Source organism: Mesorhizobium sp. M2E.F.Ca.ET.219.01.1.1 (assembly GCF_004016445.2).
Taxonomy (GTDB): Bacteria; Pseudomonadota; Alphaproteobacteria; order Rhizobiales; family Rhizobiaceae; genus Mesorhizobium.
This window is the reverse complement of the sequence record NZ_SADT02000001.1, coordinates 1,750,249-1,770,812: the sequence shown is the minus strand read 5'-3', so window position 1 is coordinate 1,770,812 and position 20,564 is coordinate 1,750,249. Positions and strand designations below refer to the sequence as shown.

The 20,564-nt window shown below is 63.9% G+C and carries 20 protein-coding genes and 1 riboswitch; of the genes, 10 read left to right on the top strand and 10 right to left on the bottom strand.

Translation table 11 applies throughout. From position 1 onward, the window contains the following. Window positions 1-44: 44 nt before the first annotated feature. From EN862_RS08350 to EN862_RS08320, 7 genes are all read left to right on the top strand, one after another. Window positions 45-1,172: an S-(hydroxymethyl)glutathione dehydrogenase/class III alcohol dehydrogenase gene (locus tag EN862_RS08350; RefSeq protein ID WP_127863643.1), complete on the top strand. Its 1,128-nt coding sequence runs from the start codon at window positions 45-47 to the stop codon at window positions 1,170-1,172. A 65-nt stretch (window positions 1,173-1,237) separates the two neighbouring features. Continuing rightward, the gene (gfa, locus tag EN862_RS08345; RefSeq protein WP_127863642.1) at window positions 1,238-1,807 is read left to right on the top strand and encodes an S-(hydroxymethyl)glutathione synthase; all 570 of its coding nucleotides are present in this window, start codon (window positions 1,238-1,240) and stop codon (window positions 1,805-1,807) included. A gap of 65 nt (window positions 1,808-1,872) precedes the next feature. After that, on the top strand, window positions 1,873-2,340 hold the full coding sequence (locus EN862_RS08340) for a YaiI/YqxD family protein (protein WP_127863641.1): 468 nt from the start codon (window positions 1,873-1,875) through the stop codon (window positions 2,338-2,340). 25 nt (window positions 2,341-2,365) lie between these two features. Next, a complete protein-coding gene (locus EN862_RS08335; protein ID WP_127863640.1) occupies window positions 2,366-3,037 on the top strand; it encodes a DUF1345 domain-containing protein in 672 nt (223 codons plus the stop codon). Between the two features lie 98 nt (window positions 3,038-3,135). Further along, window positions 3,136-4,008: a cytochrome b/b6 domain-containing protein gene (locus EN862_RS08330; RefSeq protein WP_127863639.1), complete on the top strand. Its 873-nt coding sequence runs from the start codon at window positions 3,136-3,138 to the stop codon at window positions 4,006-4,008. Window position 4,009: 1 nt separating this feature from the next. After that, window positions 4,010-4,801 (top strand): molybdopterin-binding protein, encoded by a 792-nt coding sequence (locus EN862_RS08325; protein WP_127863638.1) that lies wholly within the window; start codon window positions 4,010-4,012, stop codon window positions 4,799-4,801. Next, entirely contained in the window at window positions 4,801-5,232 is a 432-nt protein-coding gene (locus tag EN862_RS08320) for a GNAT family N-acetyltransferase (RefSeq protein ID WP_127863637.1), read from the top strand. The genes EN862_RS08325 and EN862_RS08320 overlap by 1 nt, the downstream gene beginning before the upstream one ends. On the opposite strand, the gene EN862_RS08315 is transcribed toward EN862_RS08320, so the two are convergent. Further along, window positions 5,229-6,233 (bottom strand): hypothetical protein, encoded by a 1,005-nt coding sequence (locus EN862_RS08315; protein WP_127863636.1) that lies wholly within the window; start codon window positions 6,231-6,233, stop codon window positions 5,229-5,231. The genes EN862_RS08320 and EN862_RS08315 overlap by 4 nt on opposite strands. A 185-nt stretch (window positions 6,234-6,418) precedes the next feature. Further along, window positions 6,419-6,505: riboswitch (glycine riboswitch) on the top strand. Window positions 6,506-6,655: 150 nt separating this feature from the next. Here EN862_RS08315 and gcvT point away from each other — a divergent pair. Genes gcvT through gcvP form a run of 3 tightly spaced genes read left to right on the top strand, consistent with a single transcriptional unit; the run spans window position 6,656 to window position 10,953 of the window. Next, window positions 6,656-7,753, top strand: a complete 1,098-nt coding sequence (gene gcvT, locus EN862_RS08310) for a glycine cleavage system aminomethyltransferase GcvT (protein WP_127863635.1) — start codon at window positions 6,656-6,658, stop codon at window positions 7,751-7,753. 7 nt (window positions 7,754-7,760) lie between these two features. Further along, window positions 7,761-8,129: a glycine cleavage system protein GcvH gene (gcvH, locus tag EN862_RS08305; RefSeq protein ID WP_127863634.1), complete on the top strand. Its 369-nt coding sequence runs from the start codon at window positions 7,761-7,763 to the stop codon at window positions 8,127-8,129. A 16-nt stretch (window positions 8,130-8,145) separates the two neighbouring features. Then, window positions 8,146-10,953: an aminomethyl-transferring glycine dehydrogenase gene (gcvP, locus tag EN862_RS08300; protein WP_127863633.1), complete on the top strand. Its 2,808-nt coding sequence runs from the start codon at window positions 8,146-8,148 to the stop codon at window positions 10,951-10,953. 4 nt (window positions 10,954-10,957) lie between these two features. On the opposite strand, the gene EN862_RS08295 is transcribed toward gcvP, so the two are convergent. The 9 genes from EN862_RS08295 to cpaB all read right to left on the bottom strand — a co-directional run bounded on the left by EN862_RS08295 (window position 10,958) and on the right by cpaB (window position 20,518). Next, entirely contained in the window at window positions 10,958-12,130 is a 1,173-nt protein-coding gene (locus EN862_RS08295; protein WP_127863632.1) for a GGDEF domain-containing protein, read from the bottom strand. 370 nt (window positions 12,131-12,500) lie between these two features. Beyond that, complete coding sequence (locus EN862_RS08290) at window positions 12,501-12,974, bottom strand: tetratricopeptide repeat protein (protein WP_127863631.1); 474 nt, start codon at window positions 12,972-12,974, stop codon at window positions 12,501-12,503. Between the two features lie 293 nt (window positions 12,975-13,267). Then, the gene (locus tag EN862_RS08285) at window positions 13,268-14,233 is read right to left on the bottom strand and encodes a type II secretion system F family protein (protein ID WP_127863630.1); all 966 of its coding nucleotides are present in this window, start codon (window positions 14,231-14,233) and stop codon (window positions 13,268-13,270) included. A gap of 1 nt (window position 14,234) precedes the next feature. Beyond that, a complete protein-coding gene (locus EN862_RS08280) occupies window positions 14,235-15,200 on the bottom strand; it encodes a type II secretion system F family protein (protein ID WP_127863629.1) in 966 nt (321 codons plus the stop codon). Window positions 15,201-15,204: 4 nt separating this feature from the next. Further along, window positions 15,205-16,626, bottom strand: coding sequence for a CpaF family protein (locus EN862_RS08275; RefSeq protein WP_127863628.1), 1,422 nt, complete (start codon window positions 16,624-16,626; stop codon window positions 15,205-15,207). After that, window positions 16,623-17,837, bottom strand: coding sequence for a response regulator/pilus assembly protein (locus EN862_RS08270; protein WP_127863627.1), 1,215 nt, complete (start codon window positions 17,835-17,837; stop codon window positions 16,623-16,625). The genes EN862_RS08275 and EN862_RS08270 overlap by 4 nt, the downstream gene beginning before the upstream one ends. Window positions 17,838-17,850: 13 nt before the next feature. Further along, window positions 17,851-18,126 carry a hypothetical protein gene (locus EN862_RS08265; RefSeq protein WP_127863626.1) on the bottom strand — a complete coding sequence of 92 codons (276 nt, stop codon included), beginning with the start codon at window positions 18,124-18,126 and terminating at the stop codon, window positions 17,851-17,853. Window positions 18,127-18,130: 4 nt separating this feature from the next. Then, on the bottom strand, window positions 18,131-19,567 hold the full coding sequence (locus EN862_RS08260) for a type II and III secretion system protein family protein (RefSeq protein ID WP_127863625.1): 1,437 nt from the start codon (window positions 19,565-19,567) through the stop codon (window positions 18,131-18,133). Between the two features lie 30 nt (window positions 19,568-19,597). Continuing rightward, a complete protein-coding gene (gene cpaB, locus EN862_RS08255) occupies window positions 19,598-20,518 on the bottom strand; it encodes a Flp pilus assembly protein CpaB (protein WP_127863624.1) in 921 nt (306 codons plus the stop codon). Between the last annotated feature and the right edge of the window lie 46 nt (window positions 20,519-20,564).

Genomic DNA, 20,564 nt, shown 5'->3' with positions numbered 1-20,564 from the left:
TGCCGTTAGCTAAAACTTACAAATCGCTTGGGAGGAATGCCTCGATGAAAACGCGTGCCGCCGTTGCCGTTGCCGCCGGAAAGCCGCTGGAGATCATGGAGGTGGACCTCGAAGGCCCGCGCGAAGGCGAGGTGCTGATTGAGGTCAAGGCGACCGGCATCTGCCACACCGACGAGTTCACGCTGTCGGGCGCCGATCCGGAAGGCATCTTTCCCGCGATCCTCGGCCATGAGGGCGCAGGCGTCGTGGTCGATGTCGGCAAGGGCGTCACCTCGGTCAGGAAGGGTGACCATGTCATCCCGCTCTACACGCCCGAATGCCGCCAGTGCCCGTCCTGCCTGTCGCGCAAGACCAATCTGTGCACCGCCATCCGCGCCACGCAGGGGCAAGGCCTGATGCCGGACGGCACCTCGCGCTTCTCGCTCGGCGGCGAAAAACTCTTCCACTATATGGGCTGCTCGACCTTCTCCAACTTCACCGTCCTGCCGGAGATCGCGGTCGCCAAGGTCAATCCGGACGCCCCCTTCGACAAGATCTGCTACATCGGCTGCGGCGTCACCACCGGCATCGGCGCGGTCATCAACACCGCCAAGGTCGAGCAAGGCGCGACGGCTGTCGTCTTCGGCCTGGGCGGCATCGGCTTGAACGTCATCCAGGGCCTGCGCCTTGCCGGCGCCGACATGATCATCGGCGTCGATGTCAACAATGACAAGAAGGCCTGGGGCGAAAAATTCGGCATGACGCATTTCGTCAATCCGAAGGAGATCGACGGCGACATCGTGCCTTACCTCGTCAACCTGACCAAGCGTGGCGCCGACCAGATCGGCGGCGCCGATTACACCTTCGACTGCACCGGCAACACCAAGGTGATGCGCCAGGCGCTGGAAGCCTCGCATCGCGGCTGGGGCAAGTCGGTCATCATCGGCGTCGCCGGCGCCGGCCAGGAGATTTCGACGCGCCCCTTCCAGCTGGTCACCGGCCGCACCTGGATGGGCACCGCCTTCGGCGGCGCGCGCGGCCGCACCGACGTGCCCAGGATCGTCGACTGGTACATGGAAAAGAAGATTGAGATCGACCCGATGATCACCCACACGCTGAAGCTCGAAGACATCAACAAGGGTTTTGACCTCATGCATGAGGGCAAGTCGATCCGCAGCGTCGTGGTTTATTGAGGAAAGCCACCAGGCCGCAGGCCGGAACGCCGGCGACCTCTGTGGTAAAACATGGGAGGAATGGAATGGCCGAGAAACTGCATCCGAAGATTGACAATGGCTTGCCAAAGGAAAGCGCATCCTTCTCCGGCGGCACGCTGGTTTGCCTCTGCACCAGCAAGCCGGTGAAGGTGAAGGTCAAGGGTCAGATCGCCCACAACCATGCCTGCGGCTGCACGAAGTGCTGGAAGCCGGACGGCGCTATCTTCTCGGTCGTGGCCGTCGTCGGCACGGGCGACGTCACCGTTACCGAGAACGGGGACAAGCTGAAGGTAGTCGACCCCTCGGCGCTCATCCAGCGCCACGCCTGCACCGGCTGCGGCGTCCACATGCATGGCCCCGTCGAGCGCGACCACCCCTTCAAGGGCCTGTCCTTCATCCATCCCGAGCGCTTCGAGGAGGACGGCTGGTCGCCGCCCGGCTTCGCCGCCTTCGTCTCCTCGATCATCGAATCCGGCGTCGACCCGAACCGCATGGGCGGCATTCGCGGCCAGCTGAAGTCGATCGGGCTGGAGCCCTATGACTGCCTCAACCCCGGCCTTATGGACTATATGGCCACGTGGACGGCGAAGAAGTCCGGCGCGCTTCCGGCCTGACAAGTTGCAATATTTCTGCCATGGGGCCGGTCAAAAGCCGGTCCCATGTTCGTTTGGAGAGACGATTGCCCGCACCAATCATCTACGTCGATGCCGACGCCTGCCCGGTGAAAGCCGAGGTCGAGAAGGTCGCGGAGCGCCATGGCGTCGTCGTTACTTACGTCTCCAATGGCGGGCTGCGGCCGTCGCGCGATCCGATGATCCGCAACGTCGTGGTCTCCAAGGGTGCTGATGCGGCAGACGATTGGATTGTCGAGAACGCAAGAGCCAATGACGTTGTGGTGACGGCCGACATCCCGCTTGCCGCACGCACGGTGGCGCTCGGCGCGCATGTGCTGGGACCCACCGGCCGCCCCTTCACGCCGGAGACCATCGGCATGGCGATGGCGATGCGCGATCTGAAGCAGCATCTGCGCGAGACCGGCGAAAGCCGCGGCTTCAACGCCTCCTTCACGCAGAAGGACAGGGCGCAGTTTCTCGGCGAGCTCGACCGCATCTTGCGGCGCGCGCTCAAATCCGTCACACCGAACTGATCCAACGTCTTCAGGGACCCGAGCCATGGGTGAAGACCTTAAGACGCCGATGCATCGGCATATGCAGTTCGCTCTGGCCTTTGCCATCGGCGTCGTCGCACTGCTCCTAGCCCTGCTTTTGCGCGCGCCGCTCCCCTATTCCATTGGCGCTAATGTATTCTTTGCAAGCTATATCGTCCTGGTCCTGACGCTGATGCCACGGCTTACCGGCCGCTATCTCAGCAAGAACGCCCGCGCCACAGACATGCCCGTGCTGCTGATCTTCGCCGTTACGTTCTTCGTAGTCGTTGCGGCCATCGTCTCGCTGTTTCTTTTGATCAACCAGAAAGCCGCCACGCACCCCTGGCAGCTCGGCTTTGCCATTCTGTCGATCCCGCTCGGCTGGTTCACGATCCACGCCATGGCATCGTTGCATTACGCGCATGTCTACTGGAAGGACGGTGGCGAGACCGACGAGAAAACACAAAAGAAGTTGCCGGTCGGCGGCCTCGATTTTCCCGGCGGCAAGCGTCCGGAAGGCTGGGATTTCCTCTATTTCGCGACCGTCATCGGCATGACGGCGCAGACCGCCGACACGGCCATCACCACCTCGCAGATGCGCATGGTCGTGCTCGTCCATTCGATCCTGACCTTTTTCTTCAACACGGTCATCGTTGCGGCGGCGGTCAATCTCGCGGTCAGCCTGGGTTCTCCGTAATAAATCCGTGATCGCATGAAACATTGCCTTGTGCGGCGACGTATTGAGGGGGAGACAATGATCTGAGAAGCCGCTTGCATGAGGCGGTCGGAGGCAGAATGGACACTGTTGCCAACAACCAATCCGCCGCCAAGGCGGACGGCAAGGATAAGACCCTCATCTATCGGCAATCGCGCTGGACGCGGCTGACCCACTGGATCTGGGCTTTTTCGTTGTTCTTCATGCTGCTTTCCGGCCTGCAGATCTTCAACGCGCGGCCGCAACTCTATATCGGCAAGCAATCCGGCTTCGAATTCAACAACACGATCCTCCAGATCGGCGCCGAAAACACGGCCAACGGTCCGCGCGGCTTCACCGAAATTTTCGGCCATCGCTTCGACACCACCGGCGTGCTCGGCTGGTCGGGTCCGCCCGGGCAGGAGACGCCTCGCGCCTTTCCATCCTGGGCGACGATTCCCTCCTATTACGATCTCGGCACGGCCCGCGTGGTGCACTTCTTTTTCGCCTGGATCCTGACCACGACCTTGCTCGTCTGGCTGATAGCCGGCCTGGTCAACGGTCATATCCGCCGCGACCTCGCCCCTCGCGTGTCGGACCTGCGCAAGCTGCCGCGCGACATAGTCGAACACGCCAAGCTGAAGTTTCATCACACGCGCGAATACAACACGCTGCAGAAAATGGCCTATGGCGGCGTGCTGTTCGTGTTGCTGCCGCTGATGATCGTGACCGGCCTCGCAATGTCGCCGAGCATGGATTCGGTGCTGCCGTGGCTCAACGAAATCCTGGGCGGCCGACAGAGCGCGCGCACCATCCATTTCACAGTCATGGTGCTGCTCGTCCTCTTCTTCATCGTCCACATCCTGATGATCCTGGCCGCCGGCCCGATCAATGAACTCCGCTCAATCATCACCGGCTGGTACCGCACCGACCCGCCGGCGAAGCATGCCGAGCCTACCGAGAGGAGCGCCTGACATGGCCAAATTTCAGATCAGCCGCCGTAAATTCCTGACCGCCGGCAGCCTCGGCCTGTCAGGCATCGCGCTATCGGGTTGCGATGCCTTCGACAGCGGTCTCGGCATCGGCGGCGGCCTGCGCAGCTTCCTCGAGAACGCCAACGGCCTGACTTACCGCGCGCAACGCTTACTTGCAGGTCGCGACGCGCTGGCACCGGAATTCACCGAGGCCGACATCCGCCAGCCGCAGCGGCCGAACGGCGTCACCGCGCCGGACGACGACACTTACAAGGGCCTGCTCGCCAACAATTTTGCCGACTGGCGCCTGGAGGTGACCGGCCTTGTCGAAAAGCCGCTGTCGCTCACCCGCGAGCAGCTCCAGAACATGCCGAGCCGTACCCAGATCACCCGCCACGACTGTGTCGAAGGCTGGAGCTGCATCGCCAAGTGGACCGGCACGCCGCTGTCGCTGGTGCTTGACCAGGCGGTGGTCAAGCCGCAGGCGCGCTACGTCATGTTCCACTGCCTCGACACGATCGAGCAGAGCCTGTCCGGCAACATCAAATATTACGGCACCATCGACCTGATCGATGCCCGCCATCCGCAGACCATTTTGGCCTACGGTCTCAACGGCAAGCCCTTGCCGGTCGAGAACGGCGCGCCGCTCAGAGTACGCGTCGAGCGCCAGCTCGGCTACAAGATGCCGAAATACATTTACAAGATCGAGCTGGTCGACAGTTTCGCCAATGTCGGCGGCGGCCGCGGCGGCTACTGGGAGGACAATGGCTACGACTGGTATGGCGGGATTTGATGGCCCCTCGCCTGCGGGCCGAGCACGATCTGCCGTCCGCCGAGCTTGATGCCGTCGAGGAGCGTCTGCATGACGACAATCGGCGGCTGACCGGTCGTGACGACGACCGTGCGCTCGTCTTTGCCTTGCGAGACGAGCAAGGCCGCGCCGTCGGGATCGCCGCCGGTTATTCCTGGGCCGGCATTGCCGAGCTCACGCTGATGTGGATCGACGAGGCGCATCGCGGTCTTGGCCACGGCAGGAAGCTGCTTGATGCCTTCATCGCCGAGGCCGCCGCGCGCGGCTCCCTGCGGATATGGGTTTCGACTCACGACTTCCAGGTACCTGGCCTGTACGAAAAGGCCGGCTTCAAGCGCATTGCCGAATTGACCGGCTGGCCCGAAGGCCATTCCAACATCATCCTTTGCAAGACACTTCCAGGAAACGCCTAGGCGACCTTATCGAGCAGCGGCTTCAGCGCCGGATGGATTTCCGGCGAAGCGTGCTTGATCAGCGTCAGCAGCGCGCGCTCGTTGTCGCGCAACGGCCGCTGGCCGCCGCCGACGCGCTCGGCCAGCCATTGGGCTTCATCGGCGTCGATGGTCTCGGCGCGGCGGGCTAGCGCCTCGCTGGCCCGGTTCCTGGCTTCCCATTCGGCCTCTATATTGTCAGGGGAATTGTAGGCCTCGAGGATTGCGGAAAACCCGCCCGAGACCATGCGGCCGAAGAACCCGCCCAGCGTCGGCGCCGCCTCGTCGAGGAAGTTTTCGTGCCACAGTGCCACCTCGCGCGTCGGCGGCTCGTAGCCGGCCGAGCACATGACATAGTTGGCGATCACCTTGACGAAGAGGTCGTTCCACGACGGATCGTTGTCGACGTCCGCGGTCCGGTCGTTGATCCTGAACAGGACCTCCGCTTCGGCCTTACTGATGGCGATGTTGCCGTCGCCGCCAAAGGCATGGAGGATGCGGCGCAGGAGATCGACCTCGGCCTTGGCGATCAAGCCCGGAACCAGCTCGCCGCCGAGCATCAACGGCCCCTTGCCGTCGATCACCGCATGCGCGACCTGCTCCAGCGCATAGGCCGAAAGCTGGCCGGGCGAGGATTTCGCTTCCTCCAGCACATGTACCAAAAGCTCGAGCTCCGTGCGGCTGTCGACCATGCCGTCACGCGAGACGGTGCGGACCAGCCAGTCGGCATTCTGCTCCGAGATATAGCCTTCCGGTTTTTCCTGGTGGACGATGTAGTCGGTCACCGCTTCGACGAAGAACGGCGCCCATTCGCCGCATTTGTCGCGCGCGCTCTGGTCGAGCGCGAACAGCGCCTCCGCCTCGCCGCGGCTCACCACGCCGTCAGCGAAAACCTCGCGCCGCAGCATCGCCACGTCCTCGGCCGAGATCTTGTTCTTCGAGGTCAACCCCGCCACCGGAGCGCTCATGATCAATTCGCCCATCCGCCGTCCCTGCCCTGTCGCCTATTGCCGGCGAGCCTTTGTCATTTTGCCGGTTTATCAGCATTGTCTTGAGAAACCGGCAAATGGCGTGGTTAGCGAAGACTTGTCAGCAACATGTCGCTGGGAGGTGACAACGTGTCGCCGACGGGCTATGGATGGCGCGTCGGGGGCTCGGTTGTGAGTCCCACCTGTTTGCGGGAGAGAGCAGCGAGAGCTGTCGCCGAAGGGGAAATCGCCCGAAATCTCTCAGGCAAAAGAACCGTGGACGGGAAAGACAACTCTGGAAAGTCGGGGCCTGGCCCCGCGCCGAAGGTGTAAGCGCTGCCGACAGAGTTACGGGGCGCGAGTCTCTCAGGCTTCAGACAGAGGGGCACGGACTAGGCCGCCAATTGCGGTCGATTGCGTGCGACTCTGGAGAAGACATGACAGGCGAAGACACCAGGCACCTACCCCTCGAGGATTTGCATCAGGCTGCGGGCGCGCGCTTCGGCGCTTTCGCCGGCTGGTCGATGCCGCTCACCTATCCGCCCGGCGTGATGAAGGAGCACCTGCACACGCGCGAGCACGCCGGGCTGTTCGACATCTCGCATATGAAGCTGTTCGAGGTCGGCGGTCCGGGCGCCGCGGCGCTGTTGAACCGGGCCTGCCCGCTCGATGCCGGCGCGCTGGAGATCTCGCAGTCCAAATACACGTTCTTCCTTAACGAGGCAGCGGGCATTATCGACGACCTGATCGTCACGCGCCTGGGCGAAAACCGGTTCATGGTCGTGGCCAATGCCGGCAACGCCGTCGAGGACGAGAAGCATCTGCGCGCTTTGGCAACGGATTTCGACGCCAAAGTCGAGCCGCTCGACCGCGTCTTCCTGGCGATCCAGGGTCCGGACGCCTGGGCGGCTTTGGCACGAGCCGGCATCGAGACCGGCTCGCTGCTCTTCATGCACGGCATCGAGCCGCGCCAGAACTGGTTCATGAGCCGGTCCGGCTACACCGGCGAAGACGGTTTCGAGATTGGCCTGCCGGAAAAGGACGCGCGGGATCTCATCGCCAAACTCCTGGAAGACGAGCGCGTGCAGTGGATCGGCCTTGCCGCGCGCGACAGCCTGCGGCTCGAGGCCGGACTTTGCCTGCACGGGCAGGACCTGACGCCGGAAGTCGACCCGGCGAGCGCCGGCCTGATGTGGGCGATCCCCAAGGAAGTCCGCGCCGGCCATTTCATCGGCGCCGACGCGCTACGCTCCATCGTCGAGCGCGGGCCGTCGCAGAAGCGCGTCGGCCTGAAGCCCGACGGCCGCCAGCCGGTGCGCGCCGGCGCGGCACTCGTCGATGCCGGCGGCAATCAGGCCGGCCATGTCACTTCCGGCGGCTTCGGCCCTTCGACCGGCCACCCGGTCGCTATGGGTTATGTCGACACGGCGCTGGCCAGGCCCGGCACAAAACTCTTCGCCGATGTCCGCGGGACGAAAATCCCGATCGACGTCACGTCCCTGCCCTTCACCCCGCACCGCTACCGCAAAGGATGATTTCCAGATGGCAAAGACCTACTTCACTGAAGATCATGAATGGCTCCGTATCGAAGGCGGCGTCGCCACTGTCGGCATCACCGACTATGCGCAGGAACAGCTCGGCGATCTCGTTTTCGTCGAGCTGCCGGAAATCGGCCGCAAGCTTGCCAAGGGCGATACAGCCGTCGTTGTCGAATCCGTCAAGGCGGCTTCGGACGTTTACGCGCCGGTCGACGGCGAGATCACCGAGGCCAATGGCTCACTGTCGGCCGACCCCTCGCTGGTCAATTCGGCGGCGACCGGCCACGGTTGGCTCTGGAAGATGAAGCTTTCCAACGAAAGCCAACTCGACAGCCTCATGGATGAGGCCGCCTACAAAGCCCATATCGGCTGACAACAGGATCTTGGAAATGACCGCAGCACCTATTCCTTTCTCGGCCCGCCATATCGGTCCCTCCGTCAACGACGTCAGGGCGATGCTCGCCGCCATCGGCGTTCCATCCGTCGAAACGCTGATCAGCCAGGCCGTGCCGAAGTCGATCCGCCTCGAACGGCCGCTCGACCTGCCCGCTCCGGCGAGCGAAGCCGAAGCGCTGGCCGAACTGTCCGCGATCATGGCGAAGAACACGGTGCTGAAGAGCTTCATCGGCGCCGGCTATCACGGCGTCTTCGTGCCGCCGGTCATCCAGCGCAACCTGTTCGAGAATCCGGCCTGGTACACGGCCTACACGCCCTACCAGGCCGAGATCAGCCAGGGCCGGCTGCAAATGCTGTTCAACTTCCAGACCCTGGTCACCGAGCTCACCGGCCTGCCGGTGGCGTCGGCCTCGCTGCTCGATGAAGCCACCGCCGTTGCCGAGGCTGTCGGCATTGCGCTGCGCCATCATCGCGACAAGCGCACCAAGGTGGCGCTTGCCGGCACCCCGCATCCGCAGACGCTGGATGTCGTGCGCACCAGAGCCGAGCCGCTCGGCATCGAGGTCGACGGCGAGACGATCGACGACAACACCGCCGCCCTGCTGGTTTCCTGGCCGGACACGTTCGGCGTCTATGGCGACCACAAGGCGGCGATCGAGAAGGCCCGCGCTACCGGCGCGCTGGTCGTCTTCATCGCCGATCCGCTGGCGCTCACCCTGACGGATGCGCCGGCAAAGCTCGGCGCCGATATCGCGGTCGGTCCGATGCAGCGCTTCGGCGTGCCGATGGGTTTCGGCGGTCCGCATGCCGCCTATTGCGCCGTTTCCGACAAGCTGACCCGTCTGATGCCCGGCCGTCTCGTCGGCCAGTCGACCGACACCAAGGGCCGCCCCGGCTACCGGCTGGCGCTGCAGACACGTGAGCAGCACATCCGCCGCGACAAGGCCACCTCCAACATCTGCACCGCGCAGGCGCTGCTGGCCAATATGGCCACGGCCTATGCGATCTGGCATGGCCCTGCCGGCCTGCAGGCGATTGCCGGTCGTATCCACGGCCTTGCCGATCGCCTCGCCTCAGGTCTCAAAGCCGCCGGCATTTCGGTGCTCGGCGCAAGCCGCTTCGACACGGCGACGGTCGAGTTGAAGGGCAAGGCCGGTGCGATCGCCGCCGCCGCGGAGAAGACAGGCCGGCTGCTGCGCGTCATCGATGCGGACAATATCAGCATCGCCTTCGACGAGACCTCGACGGAAGCCGATCTCGAGGCGATCGCCGGCCTGTTCGGCGCCAAGCCCGGTGCGGGTGCCGGCTCGATGCCTGGCAAACCGCGCGGCAAGGAATTCCTCACCCAGCCGGTCTTCCACGAGAACCGCTCCGAGACCGACATGATGCGCTTCCTGCGCCGGCTGGCCGACAAGGATCTCGCGCTCGACCGCGCCATGATCCCGCTCGGCTCCTGCACCATGAAGCTTAACGCCGCGGCTGAAATGATGCCGGTGAGCTGGCCCAACGTCGCCAACCTGCATCCCTTCGCGCCTGCCGGCCATTCGGGCGGCTACCGCGCCATGATCGCCGATCTCGAAGCCTGGTTGTCGGAGATCACCGGCTTCGATGCCGTGACCTTGCAGCCCAATGCCGGCAGCCAGGGTGAATATGCCGGCCTGCTCGCCATTCGCGCCTATCACCGCTCGCGCGGCGAAGGCCATCGCACCGTCTGCCTGATCCCATCCTCCGCGCATGGCACCAATCCGGCGAGCGCTGCGATGGCCGGCATGAGCGTCGTCGTCGTGCGCTGCACCGAGGACGGCAACATCGATGTCGAGGACCTCAAGGCCAAGGCGGCCGAGCATTCGAAGGACCTCGCGGCGCTGATGTTCACCTACCCCTCGACGCATGGCGTCTACGAGGAAGGCGCGCGCGACCTCTGCGCCATCGTCCATGAGCATGGCGGCCAGGTCTATTTCGACGGCGCCAACCTCAACGCGCTGGTCGGCCTCGCCCGCCCAGGCGATATCGGCGCCGACGTCTGCCACATGAACCTGCACAAGACCTTCTGCATCCCACATGGTGGCGGCGGGCCGGGTGTCGGTCCGATCGGCGTCAAGGCCCATCTGAAGCCCTATCTGCCCGGCCACGTGACGGAAGGCACGACCCATGCCGTGGCGGCGGCGCCGTTCGGCAGCGCCTCCATCCTGCCGATCACCTGGATGTATATCCGCATGATGGGCGCTTCGGGCCTGAAGCAGGCGACGGAAACGGCGATCGTTTCCGCCAACTACATCGCGACCCGGCTCGCGCCGCACTTCCCGCTCCTCTACAAGGGCAGGCACGATCGCATCGCCCATGAATGCATCCTCGACACCCGCGTGCTCAAGGAGCGCGCCGGCATCAGCGTCGACGACATCGCCAAGCGGCTGATCGACTACGGCTTCCACGCACCGACCATGTCGTTCCCGGTCGCCGGCACGCTGATGGTCGAGCCGACCGAGTCCGAGCCTAAGCGCGAGCTCGACCGCTTTTGCGAGGCGATGGTCGCCATCGCCGGCGAGGCGGCGAAAGTGGCGAAAGGCGAATGGCCGCTCACCGACAACCCGCTGGTCAACGCCCCGCACACCGCGGCGGAAGCGCTTGCCGGTGCATGGACCCATCCTTATTCGCGGTTGGAGGCCGCCTATCCGGCGGGCGACGCCGACCTGGCGTCGAAATACTGGCCGCCGGTCTCGCGCATCGACAATGTCGCCGGCGACCGCAACCTGGTCTGCTCCTGCCCGCCGCTGTCGGAATATCTCGGCGCTGCCGAGTAGTCGTTCAGGCGGTTTTCTGGGCCGGCCCGCTATCAGGCCGGCCCTCCTGGCGTTGGGCGATAACGCGGTTCCGCCCGGCGCGTTTGGCGGCATAGAGCGCGGCGTCCGCTTCGGCCAGCATCTCGTCCAGGGTCCGGCCGCTAGCTGCGCCAAATCCCATGCCGCCACTGACGCTGCTGCGCAGCGGGCCGCGATGCGTCGCGACGACCTCTGTGCCGAAGGCGACGCCGATGCGGCTTGCCATGTCATGCGCCTTTTCAGGCGTGATCCGCGACATGACGATCGCGAACTCCTCGCCGCCTAGCCGGAAGGCGTCGACCCCTGTCCTGCCATATTTCTTGATCACCGCCGCGAAGCGGCAAAGGACCTTGTCGCCGACGGGATGGCCGAAGACATCATTGGTTGTCTTGAAATGGTCGAGATCGAACATCGCGATCGCCATGAACGGACCGAAGCTGCGATCGCCGTAGAGTTCGTTGAGCGCCCTGCGGTTCATCAGGCCGGTCAACGGATCGGTCATGGTCTCGGCCTTGAGCTCGATCTGCGCTTGCAGATGATGCAGCGAAAGCGTCAGCGCGCCGAGGCCAGTCATGCAGGCGACCGCGACGACGGTATTCAGCCGCTCCGCCCAGTTGTCGGGCGCAGCACCGAGAACCCATTGCCCTTGCTCGAGCAACACCAGGCCGCACAGCGCGAAGGACAAGCCGCAGGCTCCGCTCAGGAACGAGACGACGAACAGAATCCTGCGGTCGTGATCGCCCTTCATCCAGAACATCGTTCCGATCGCCGCGAGCAGCGCCGTGACAGCCGAATAGGTGATGAGGAAGCCGATGCCGTCGAATCCGAGATAGGTGAACACGGCGCAGGCGGCCATGGCTGCCAATGTCGGCAGAACAACCCTACCATGGTTGCCGACGCCCAGATATTGCATCGCCGACAGGCAGATGATGAGGAAACCCAGGCTGAGCAGCACCAGCGCTGCCTGGCAGAGCCAGGGGTTGGGTTCCTTGGTGTATTGCCAGAACAGAATGACATGCGCGACAAGCACAAGGATGCCGCACGCCACCGTCAGCACGAAGGGCGCCCGCGGAGCGGTGAGCCAGATCGCAAGCATGGTGATGCTGAGGCACGTGCCCGACAACGCCGCCGCGAGCAGGAGCGAACTAAAATCCAACATTGTTGAGCCGCCACCTCTTGGGAGTCGTCAGTGACGCTGCATTCTAGGTTAACGGCGGCCCGCTGATACCGTTTTCAGCTAACCTTTCGACCTAACCTTCCGACAAGGTTTACAAAGCATCCACCAGTGCATCCAGCAGACGCGAAGACTAGAAATTGTTGGTTTATATTGAAACAGTTCTTCTCACCAGCGCGAGGCGATCCACAGGGCGTGCGTCCGCCAGCCCGGAAGTTTCACCCTGGCGCTTCGATTTCGCCAATCGACAAACAAAAATCGTACCGGGTGGAACTTGTCCCGTTTCGCTGAAACGGCGTTCGGCCGGCGGCCGAGGAATTCGGGCGGAACGATTCAACCCAAGCCCGAGAAGGCTCTAGCTCTTGTTCAGAAGTGCCAGATTGGCGTCGACCACGGTCGGATCAGCCATGTGGGCCTTGGCTTCGAGCAGCAGCGCGCGCGCCTTCTTCTTGTTGCCGCGCAGGAGCTGCGAATAACCCATATTGTTGACGATCTGCGGCTTGCGGCCGGCAACCTTCAGCAACTGCGCATAGGCGCGGTCGGCGAAGTCGAAACGGCCGAGTTCGTCATAGGATGCGGCAAGCCCCATCCAGGCTTCGGCATTGTCTGATCTGAGCTCGACCGCCTTGCGGAAATGCTGTTCGGCCAGGCCGAAATTCGCCTCGCGGAACTGCGCCTTGCCTTCGACGAGATCATCGGCGCTGACATCCTTGGCCACCGGCTGGATTGCCGTGGTCTTGGTCGTGTCGACGTTGTTGTTCGTCGTGCAGCCCGCAATCATCAAAATGGCTGCCAACGCCGCCGCTGCTTTGGGAAGTCTCTGACGCATGCCCCTGCCCCATCGCCCGATTTGCCGGGTCGTTCTTCAGGAAAAGACGATACAGCAGAGGCGATTAAGCTTCGGTGCCGAAATGCAGCTAAATTTTGGTTGCCCGCCAAGGATGCGTTAACCAGCGCCCCTTGAGGTGCTGCTGGATTCAGGTCAGGCCGAGTCGGAGTCGAAGACGGGCCCGAAGCGATCAAACAAGGTGGCTTCCGAGAACCGGAGCGGAACGTACTTAAAGTACGTGAGCACCGGAAGCGCAGGAAGCCGCCGTTTGCAGACCGGCCTCACCTGAATCCTCAGTGGTGGGTGGTCAGCTTAACAATGATCGGAATAATGGCGATCATCAGCACCACCGGCAGGATGCAGACCGTCACCGGCACCGACATCTTGGCCGGCAAGGCATGCGCCTTCTCCTCCGCCAGCGACATGCGCTTGTGCCGCATTTCGTCGGAGAAGACGCGCAGCGAGCCCGACAGGCTGGTGCCGAGTTCCTTGGATTGCTGCAGCAGCGTTGCGAAGGAGCGCACCTCGTCGAGGCTGAGGCGGTCGGCGAGCGCCTTGAGCGCGTCGTCGAGGCTGCGCCCGGCCCGCAGTTCCAGCGACACCAGGATCAGGTTCTGGCTGAGCGACGGATAGGTCCTGGAAAGCTCCCTTGAGACCCGCTCGATGCCGGCCTCCATGCTCATGCCGGCATCGGAGCAGACGATCATCAGATCCATGAAATCGGGAAAGCCGTTGCGGTATTCGCGCATCTTCTCCCGAACCTTCTGCGTCAGCACCAGACCCGGCAGGAAGTAGCCGCCGGCGCCCGACAGGATGATGAAGGTCCAGCGGCTGGTCATGGTCGACTCGGCACTCGCCGCCCAATGGTTGATCAGGAACGCGCCCAAGGCCGCACCGATCAGGGTGGCGAAGCGGATCAGGAAGAACATGCCGACGGCGCGCGGCTCCATATAGCCGGCCTGGATGAGCTTCATGCGCAGCCGCGCGACATTTTCCGGGTCGCTCTTGGCATAGAACTCCTGCGCCCGTTTCACCGCCTTCTCGCGCACGGCGCTGGTGCTCTTCTTGGGCGCCGCTTCCGCCTGTTCGACCGGCTGCACCACCTCGACCTTCAGCCGGCGCTTGACCTCGCCGCGATCGCCCTTGGCGAGCACAAGCGGCCAGGCGACGGCGCCGCCGCCCAGCACCAGCAGCAGCACAGCAACCGGCATCAGCGACGTCGGCGCGAGCGAGGCGAGGAAGCGGATGACGTCTTCCATTTCAGAACCTGAAATTCGACATCTTGAACATGATGGCGTTGCCGAGCAGCAGCCACAGGATGGTTCCGCTCAGCATGTACCAGGTCTTCGGCTCGTCCCAGACGTCCTGGTAGAACTGCGGCATCAGCACCATGATGGCGGTGAACAAAAGCACCGGCACCGCGGTCAGGATGTAGGCGGACATGCGCCCTTCGGTCGAAATGGCGCGCACCTTGCGGCGCAGCTTGCCGCGCTCGCGTATCGTCGCGGACAGGCCGTCGAGGATCTCGCGCAGATTGCCGCCCGAACTGCTCTGGATCGACACCGCCGTGACGAACAGCGGCAGGTCCTCGTGCCCCACCCGGTCGAACAGATTGTTCAGCGCCGACACCAGGTCCGAGCCATAGGTCACCTCGTCGGCGACGACGCCGAACTCGGTGCCGATCGGGTCGGCCATTTCGCGCGCCACCATGGCGATCGCCACCGGCACCGGATGGCCGGCCTTCAGGCCGCGCGTGATCAGTTCCAGCGCCTCGGGCAACTGTATCCCGAACCGCTTGTGCCGGCGCTTGCGCATGAAGCGCATCGCCATCACCGGCAGCACCGGCAGCAGTATGAGAAACAGGATCAGGCCGAACAGAAGCGGCAAGCCCTTCCAAATCGTGAGAAGCGCCAGCGCGAAAGCGACCCCCGATGTGATCATCAGGAACTTCGGCAACGGCGTGGTCATGCCGGACTGCGTGCGCAGGGCGCGGAAACGGTCGAGGGAAAAGACGGAGCTGTGGCCGTCGATCCCGCGCTCCTTGCGCAGTTGGATCAGCACCTGCTCCTGGCTGATCTTGTTCTCGGCAAGCTTCATGCGGCGGTTGATCGCCATGCGCTTGTCGCTGCGCCCGGCATAGAGCAGGTAAAGGCCCTCGGCGATCATGATGCCGGTGAGCGCCGCCGCGGCGTAAACGACGTAGATCGGGCTGAATCCCTCGAACACCGGCCTAGTCCTGCGGCCGGCCGGGCTCGAAATACTTGCCCGGGAATTCGATGCCCATATTGCGCAGGTCCTCGAGGAAGCGCGGGCGGATGCCGGTCGCCTCGAAGTGGCCGAGGATCTTGCCGTCCGCCTCCATGCCGGTGCGCACGAAGCGGAATATCTCCTGCATCTGAATGACATCGCCTTCCATGCCGGTCACTTCGGCGACGCTGGTCACCTTGCGCTTGCCATCGGAAAGGCGTGTCAACTGCACGATGATGTCGAGCGCGCTGGCGATCTGGCTGCGGATCGACTGCACCGTCATCGGCATGCCGGTCATGCCGAGCATCTGTTCCAGACGCGAAATCGCATCGCGCGGCGTGTTGGCATGGATGGTGGCCATCGAGCCTTCATGGCCGGTGTTCATCGCCTGCAGCATGTCGAAGGCTTCCTCGCCGCGGCACTCGCCGAGGATAACGCGGTCGGGACGCATGCGCAGCGCGTTCTTGACCAGGTCGCGCTGTTTCAGTTCGCCATGGCCCTCGATGTTGGCCGGGCGCGTCTCCATGCGCGCGACATGCGGCTGCTGCAATTGCAGCTCGGCCGCGTCCTCGATGGTGATCAGGCGCTCGTCTTCCGGGATGAAGGCAGACAGGGCATTGAGCATCGTCGTCTTGCCGGTGCCGGTGCCGCCGGAGATGATCGTGGTCTTGCGGGCGTGCACCGCGGCCGCCAGCACCTCGGCCATGTTCTGGGTGATGGCGCCGAACTCGACCAGCTTGTGCAGGCCGAGCTTGTTCTTGGAGAATTTGCGGATCGACACCAGCGGCCCGTCGACGCCGACCGGACGGATCGCCGCGTTGAAGCGCGAGCCGTCGAGCATGCGGGCATCGACCATCGGCTGCGATTCATCGACGCGGCGGCCGACGGCCGCGACGATTTTATTAATGATTCTAAGCAGATGCGCTTCATCCTTGAACGGGATGTGGACCTGCTGCAGCTTGCCGCGCTTTTCGACGAAGCAATTCTCGTGGCCGTTGATCAGGATATCGTTGATCTCGGGGTCCTTGAGCAACGGCTCGAGCGGGCCGAGGCCAACCATCTCGTCGACGATATCGTCGACCAGCGCATCGAGCTCGGCGATGTTGATCGCCATCCGCTCCTCGCGCGTCTTTTCCGAGACGAACTCATGCACCTGCCGGCGCATTTCATCCTTGGGCAGCCGCTCCAGCGCCACGAGGTTGATCTCCTCCAGCAGCATGCGGTGGATGCGCACGCGCGCATCGAGCACCTTGTTGGCGCTTTTTGCGGGCGCCGCTTCCGGCTTCGGCGGCGCCGGCTTGCGGGTCGTCGGGATGATCACCGCATTGTGCACCACGGGCGCGGGCTCCGGCGCCCGCTGCGGGCGAAGGTCGCGGTTCTGCAGGTTGGAAAAGCGACTGTTCATCCCGCCTTCCTCCTCAGCAAGCCCTTGCCGAGGCCGAACAACGATTTCGACTTGACCGTGGTCTGGACGGCCTCTTCCGGCAGGATGATCTTCTTCAGGTCGTTGACGACATTGGCGTTGGGGTCGATGGCGTGCAACGGCACGCCGCGGTCGACGGCCTCGCGCACCAGCCGGTAGTTGTTGGAGATGCCGCCGACGAAATGCTCGCCGAGTATGTCCTGGACATCGGCCTGCTTGATGCCGCTGTCGAACATCTTCTGCTCGAAGCGGTTGACGATGACGTTGGGCTTCACTTCCTTGCCGGCGGTCTCGTAGACGGCCTGGATGAGACGCTGCGTATGGCGCAGGCAAGGCACCGTCATCTCGGCGACGATGTAGAGCTTGTTGGAACCCAAGAGCACGGTCTCGGTCCACGGGAACCAGGTGCGCGGCATATCGATGACGACATTGTCGAAATAAGCCGCCACGAGGTCGAGCATGCGAACCACCACATCGGTCTTGAACGAGCGCATGTCCGAGGGGCGCGTCGGCGCCGCGAGCACGCATAGCCCGCTCGCATGCTTGGACAGCATCACATCGAGCAGTTGCCGGTCGAGGCGCTCCGGCTGGTTCTCGATTTCCGTGATGTCGAAGCGCGGTTCGAGGTCGAGATATTCGGCGCAGGCGCCCTGCTGGAAGTTGAGGTCGACCACGCATGTCGAGGCGCCGCGCGTCACCGAATGATGCAACTGGAAGGCCGTCTGCAGGGCGAGCGTGGTGGTGCCGACGCCGCCGGCGGCCGGCATGAAGGTATAGATGTGCGATTCGGTGTTCTCTTCCCGCCCCGGTCCCTGCAGCGCCCGGATGACGGAACGCACCAGGTCTGCCGTGGTGATCGGCTTGACCAGGAAATCGGCGACCTTGAGCTGCACGAGGATGCGCACCGCCGCCGCGTTGAATTCCTGGGTGACGACGACCACGGGGACGCTGCCTTCCAGCCGGCGCATGACGCGCTGCAGCGACTCGATCTCCTCGAGCTTGGCGGCGTCCATGTCGACGATGACGGTGCCGAAATCGGTCTCGAGGGCTTCGCCGCGCAGCTCGTTGATGCTCTTTTCCACCGTCAGGAGCTCGATGACCTCGGAGGTCGCAAACGCCGTCCGCGTGTCCTGCACGAACGCCCTGTCGGTGGAAACGAGCAGGATCTTCTTGGTCTTGGTAGCAGATGCCATCGTCGTTGGCCGATCAATTCGATGTCGTTGATGATGTTGTCGGCGCGGACGCGGCGCCGGCCTTCGCGCCGACGGCGACAGTCTCGGAACCCGGACGTTGAGCCGGCACGAGAAGCCTTGTGTTCTGGACGCCGTACTTCCAAGGGTCGACCATCTGCATGGCGGTGTTGGATGCCTGCGCGTTGCCTACGCCCGGCGTCACCCCTTCGGTGCGCACAAAGTCGTCGCTGGTGCAGCCGGCGACGACAGCGCCGGCCAGGAGCAGAGCGATGCAAGAGAGGCTGCGCATGGCCTTAATCCTTCGGCAGGTCGAGGAAGTGGCCGGACGTGGCCGATACGGAGCGGGCGGCGGCACCGTCGGCGAACGCCAGCGGACGCTTCGGCGCCGAGGCGTCCACCTCCTCGGTGTTGTTGAGGAAATAGTCGGCGGCGCTTGCCGGCCGGGTGCCGTCGGTCGGCTCGACCATCTTCTTCGACGGATCGACCGGCTTGACCAGGTAAGGCGTCACGATGATGACCAGATCGGTCTCGCGCCGCTGATAGGATTTCGAGGAAAACAGCGGGCCTAGCACAGGCAGCTTGCCGATCCCCGGCACTCGCGATGTCGTGATGTCGTTCTGCGACTGCAGAAGGCCGGCGATCATGAAGCTCTGGCCGTTCTTGAGGTCGACCGATGTCCTGGCGCGGCGCACGATGAAGGCCGGAATGGAAATGCCGCTGCTGACCTGGATCGAGGCGGACGGGTCGATCGAGGACACTTCCGGAGCGATGTCGAGGCTCACCAGTCCGTCCTTCAGCACCGTCGGCGTGAAATCCAGGCCGACGCCGTACTTCTTGTAGGTGACGCTGATCTTGCCATTGTCTTCCGAAACCGGGATCGGGAACTCGCCGCCGGCAAGGAAGCTCGCGGTCTGGCCCGAACGCGCGATCAGGTTCGGCTCCGCAAGCCGCCGCGCCAGGCCGCGTTCTTCCAGCGCCTTGATGGCGATGTCAATCGAGACTCCGTTGGAGAGCAGCCGACCAATGATCTCGCCGGTGCCAGCGGATGGCACCGTGCCCGGATCGATGACGACGTCGCGGCCGCCCATGCCGAAGGCGAAATTGGCGCCGTATTTGGCGCCGAGATCCTGGCCGGCCTGGCGGTTGATCTCGACGAAGCGGACATTGAGCTGCACCTGCTGCGAGGACGAGATGTTGACCGAGTTGATGACTTCCTCATTGCCGGAAAAGCGCGAGGCGATCTTGCTGGCCTTGTCGGCGGCGACCGCATCGTCGGCCTCGCCCGACAATACGACGCGGCCGTTTGCCGAACCGACCTTGATCTTGGCGTCGGGCACGCTGGCGCGGATGGTGCTGGCCAGTTGATCGGTGTCCAGCGTCACCTCGATGTCGATGGTGCCGACAAGCTGCTTGTTCTGGTCGAACAGGGCGATACCGGTGGTGCCGAGATTGTTGCCCAGCACATAGAAGGACTTGTCGGTCAGCGGGTTGACATTGGCGATCTCCGGATCGCCGATGACGATCTGGTAAAAGGCCGCGCTCGTCACGATCGTCTTCGGCTTGCCCTTGGCGACCTTGATCGAGGCGTTCTTGTTCGCCGAGACATAGACGACGTCATTGTCCGCCCTTGCCGGCGCGGCGAAGCCGAGCATAGCCAGCGACACCGCCAGCGCGATCGCGCCAGGAAGGCGCCATCCGCCGGCCGTCCGAAATGCATTGAACCCGAACATGTTGTCCCCGTCCCCGCCGGTCCCCACCGGCTATTGCTGCAGTTCCTGCGGCGCTTCCCGTGAAGGAACCTTGTATTCTTCGACCTTCTCGCCGCGCGTCACGATCACCGTCTTGAATTTCGGCTCGTCGGATTCTTTCGTCACCGCATTGACGAGCGAGGCCGCACTTGCCTCAGCGCTTGCGGCAGCCGAGCCGCCGAAGGAAGAGATCGTCGTAAGCCCGCTTTTGCTGGCGCTGGCGTCGGCGGCGGACCGCAGCGATAACGACAGCGTGCCGACGGTGCGGGCCAGCGCCACCTTCTGCGCGCCTTCGTTGGTCACCTCGATGGTCACGGAGTTGGCGACCTGCGGCTCAGTCTTGCGCTCGTCGGCGCCCTGGCCGACCGAAAGCACCTTGGCGTCGGAGACGACGACCTCGGACGTCACCGTCGAGCCGGCCGCCCCTTGAGCATTCTTGGATACCTCCTGGATGTCTCCCGCGTCGCGCGTCAGCACGACGTCGACCCGGTCTCCCGGCGTGATGAAGCCGCCGACACCGGCGATCTCGTCGGTGCGGATGGTGACGGCCCGCATCCCGGGCGACAGCATGTTGGAAAGCGTGGCGCGGCCGTTCGGTCCCGACAGCTTGGCCAGCAGCACCGGTTCGTTGACCTCGATCGGCGACAGCACGACCCGACTGCCGTCGGCAAGCAGCTTGTCGATCGTGGGGAAAGCGCCTTGCGGCAGGGAATCCTGCGGCCACGGGATCTCGGCGAGTTGCGGCCGTCCGAGCTCCATGCCGTAACGCAGCGGCGCCTGAGCCACCACGATGGTCTTGAACTCGACCTTGGGCTGCTGCGGAGCTTCGACCGTGACGACCTTGACCTCGGGCTGAGCCTTTGCCTGGCTCTTGACCCAGAAGTCCGCCGCAAAGATCGAGATCGCGCCGAAGACGGCTGCGATACCGATCATGGTTATGACCCTGCCCCTCACAACGAAACCCCTGACGCCCGTGGTC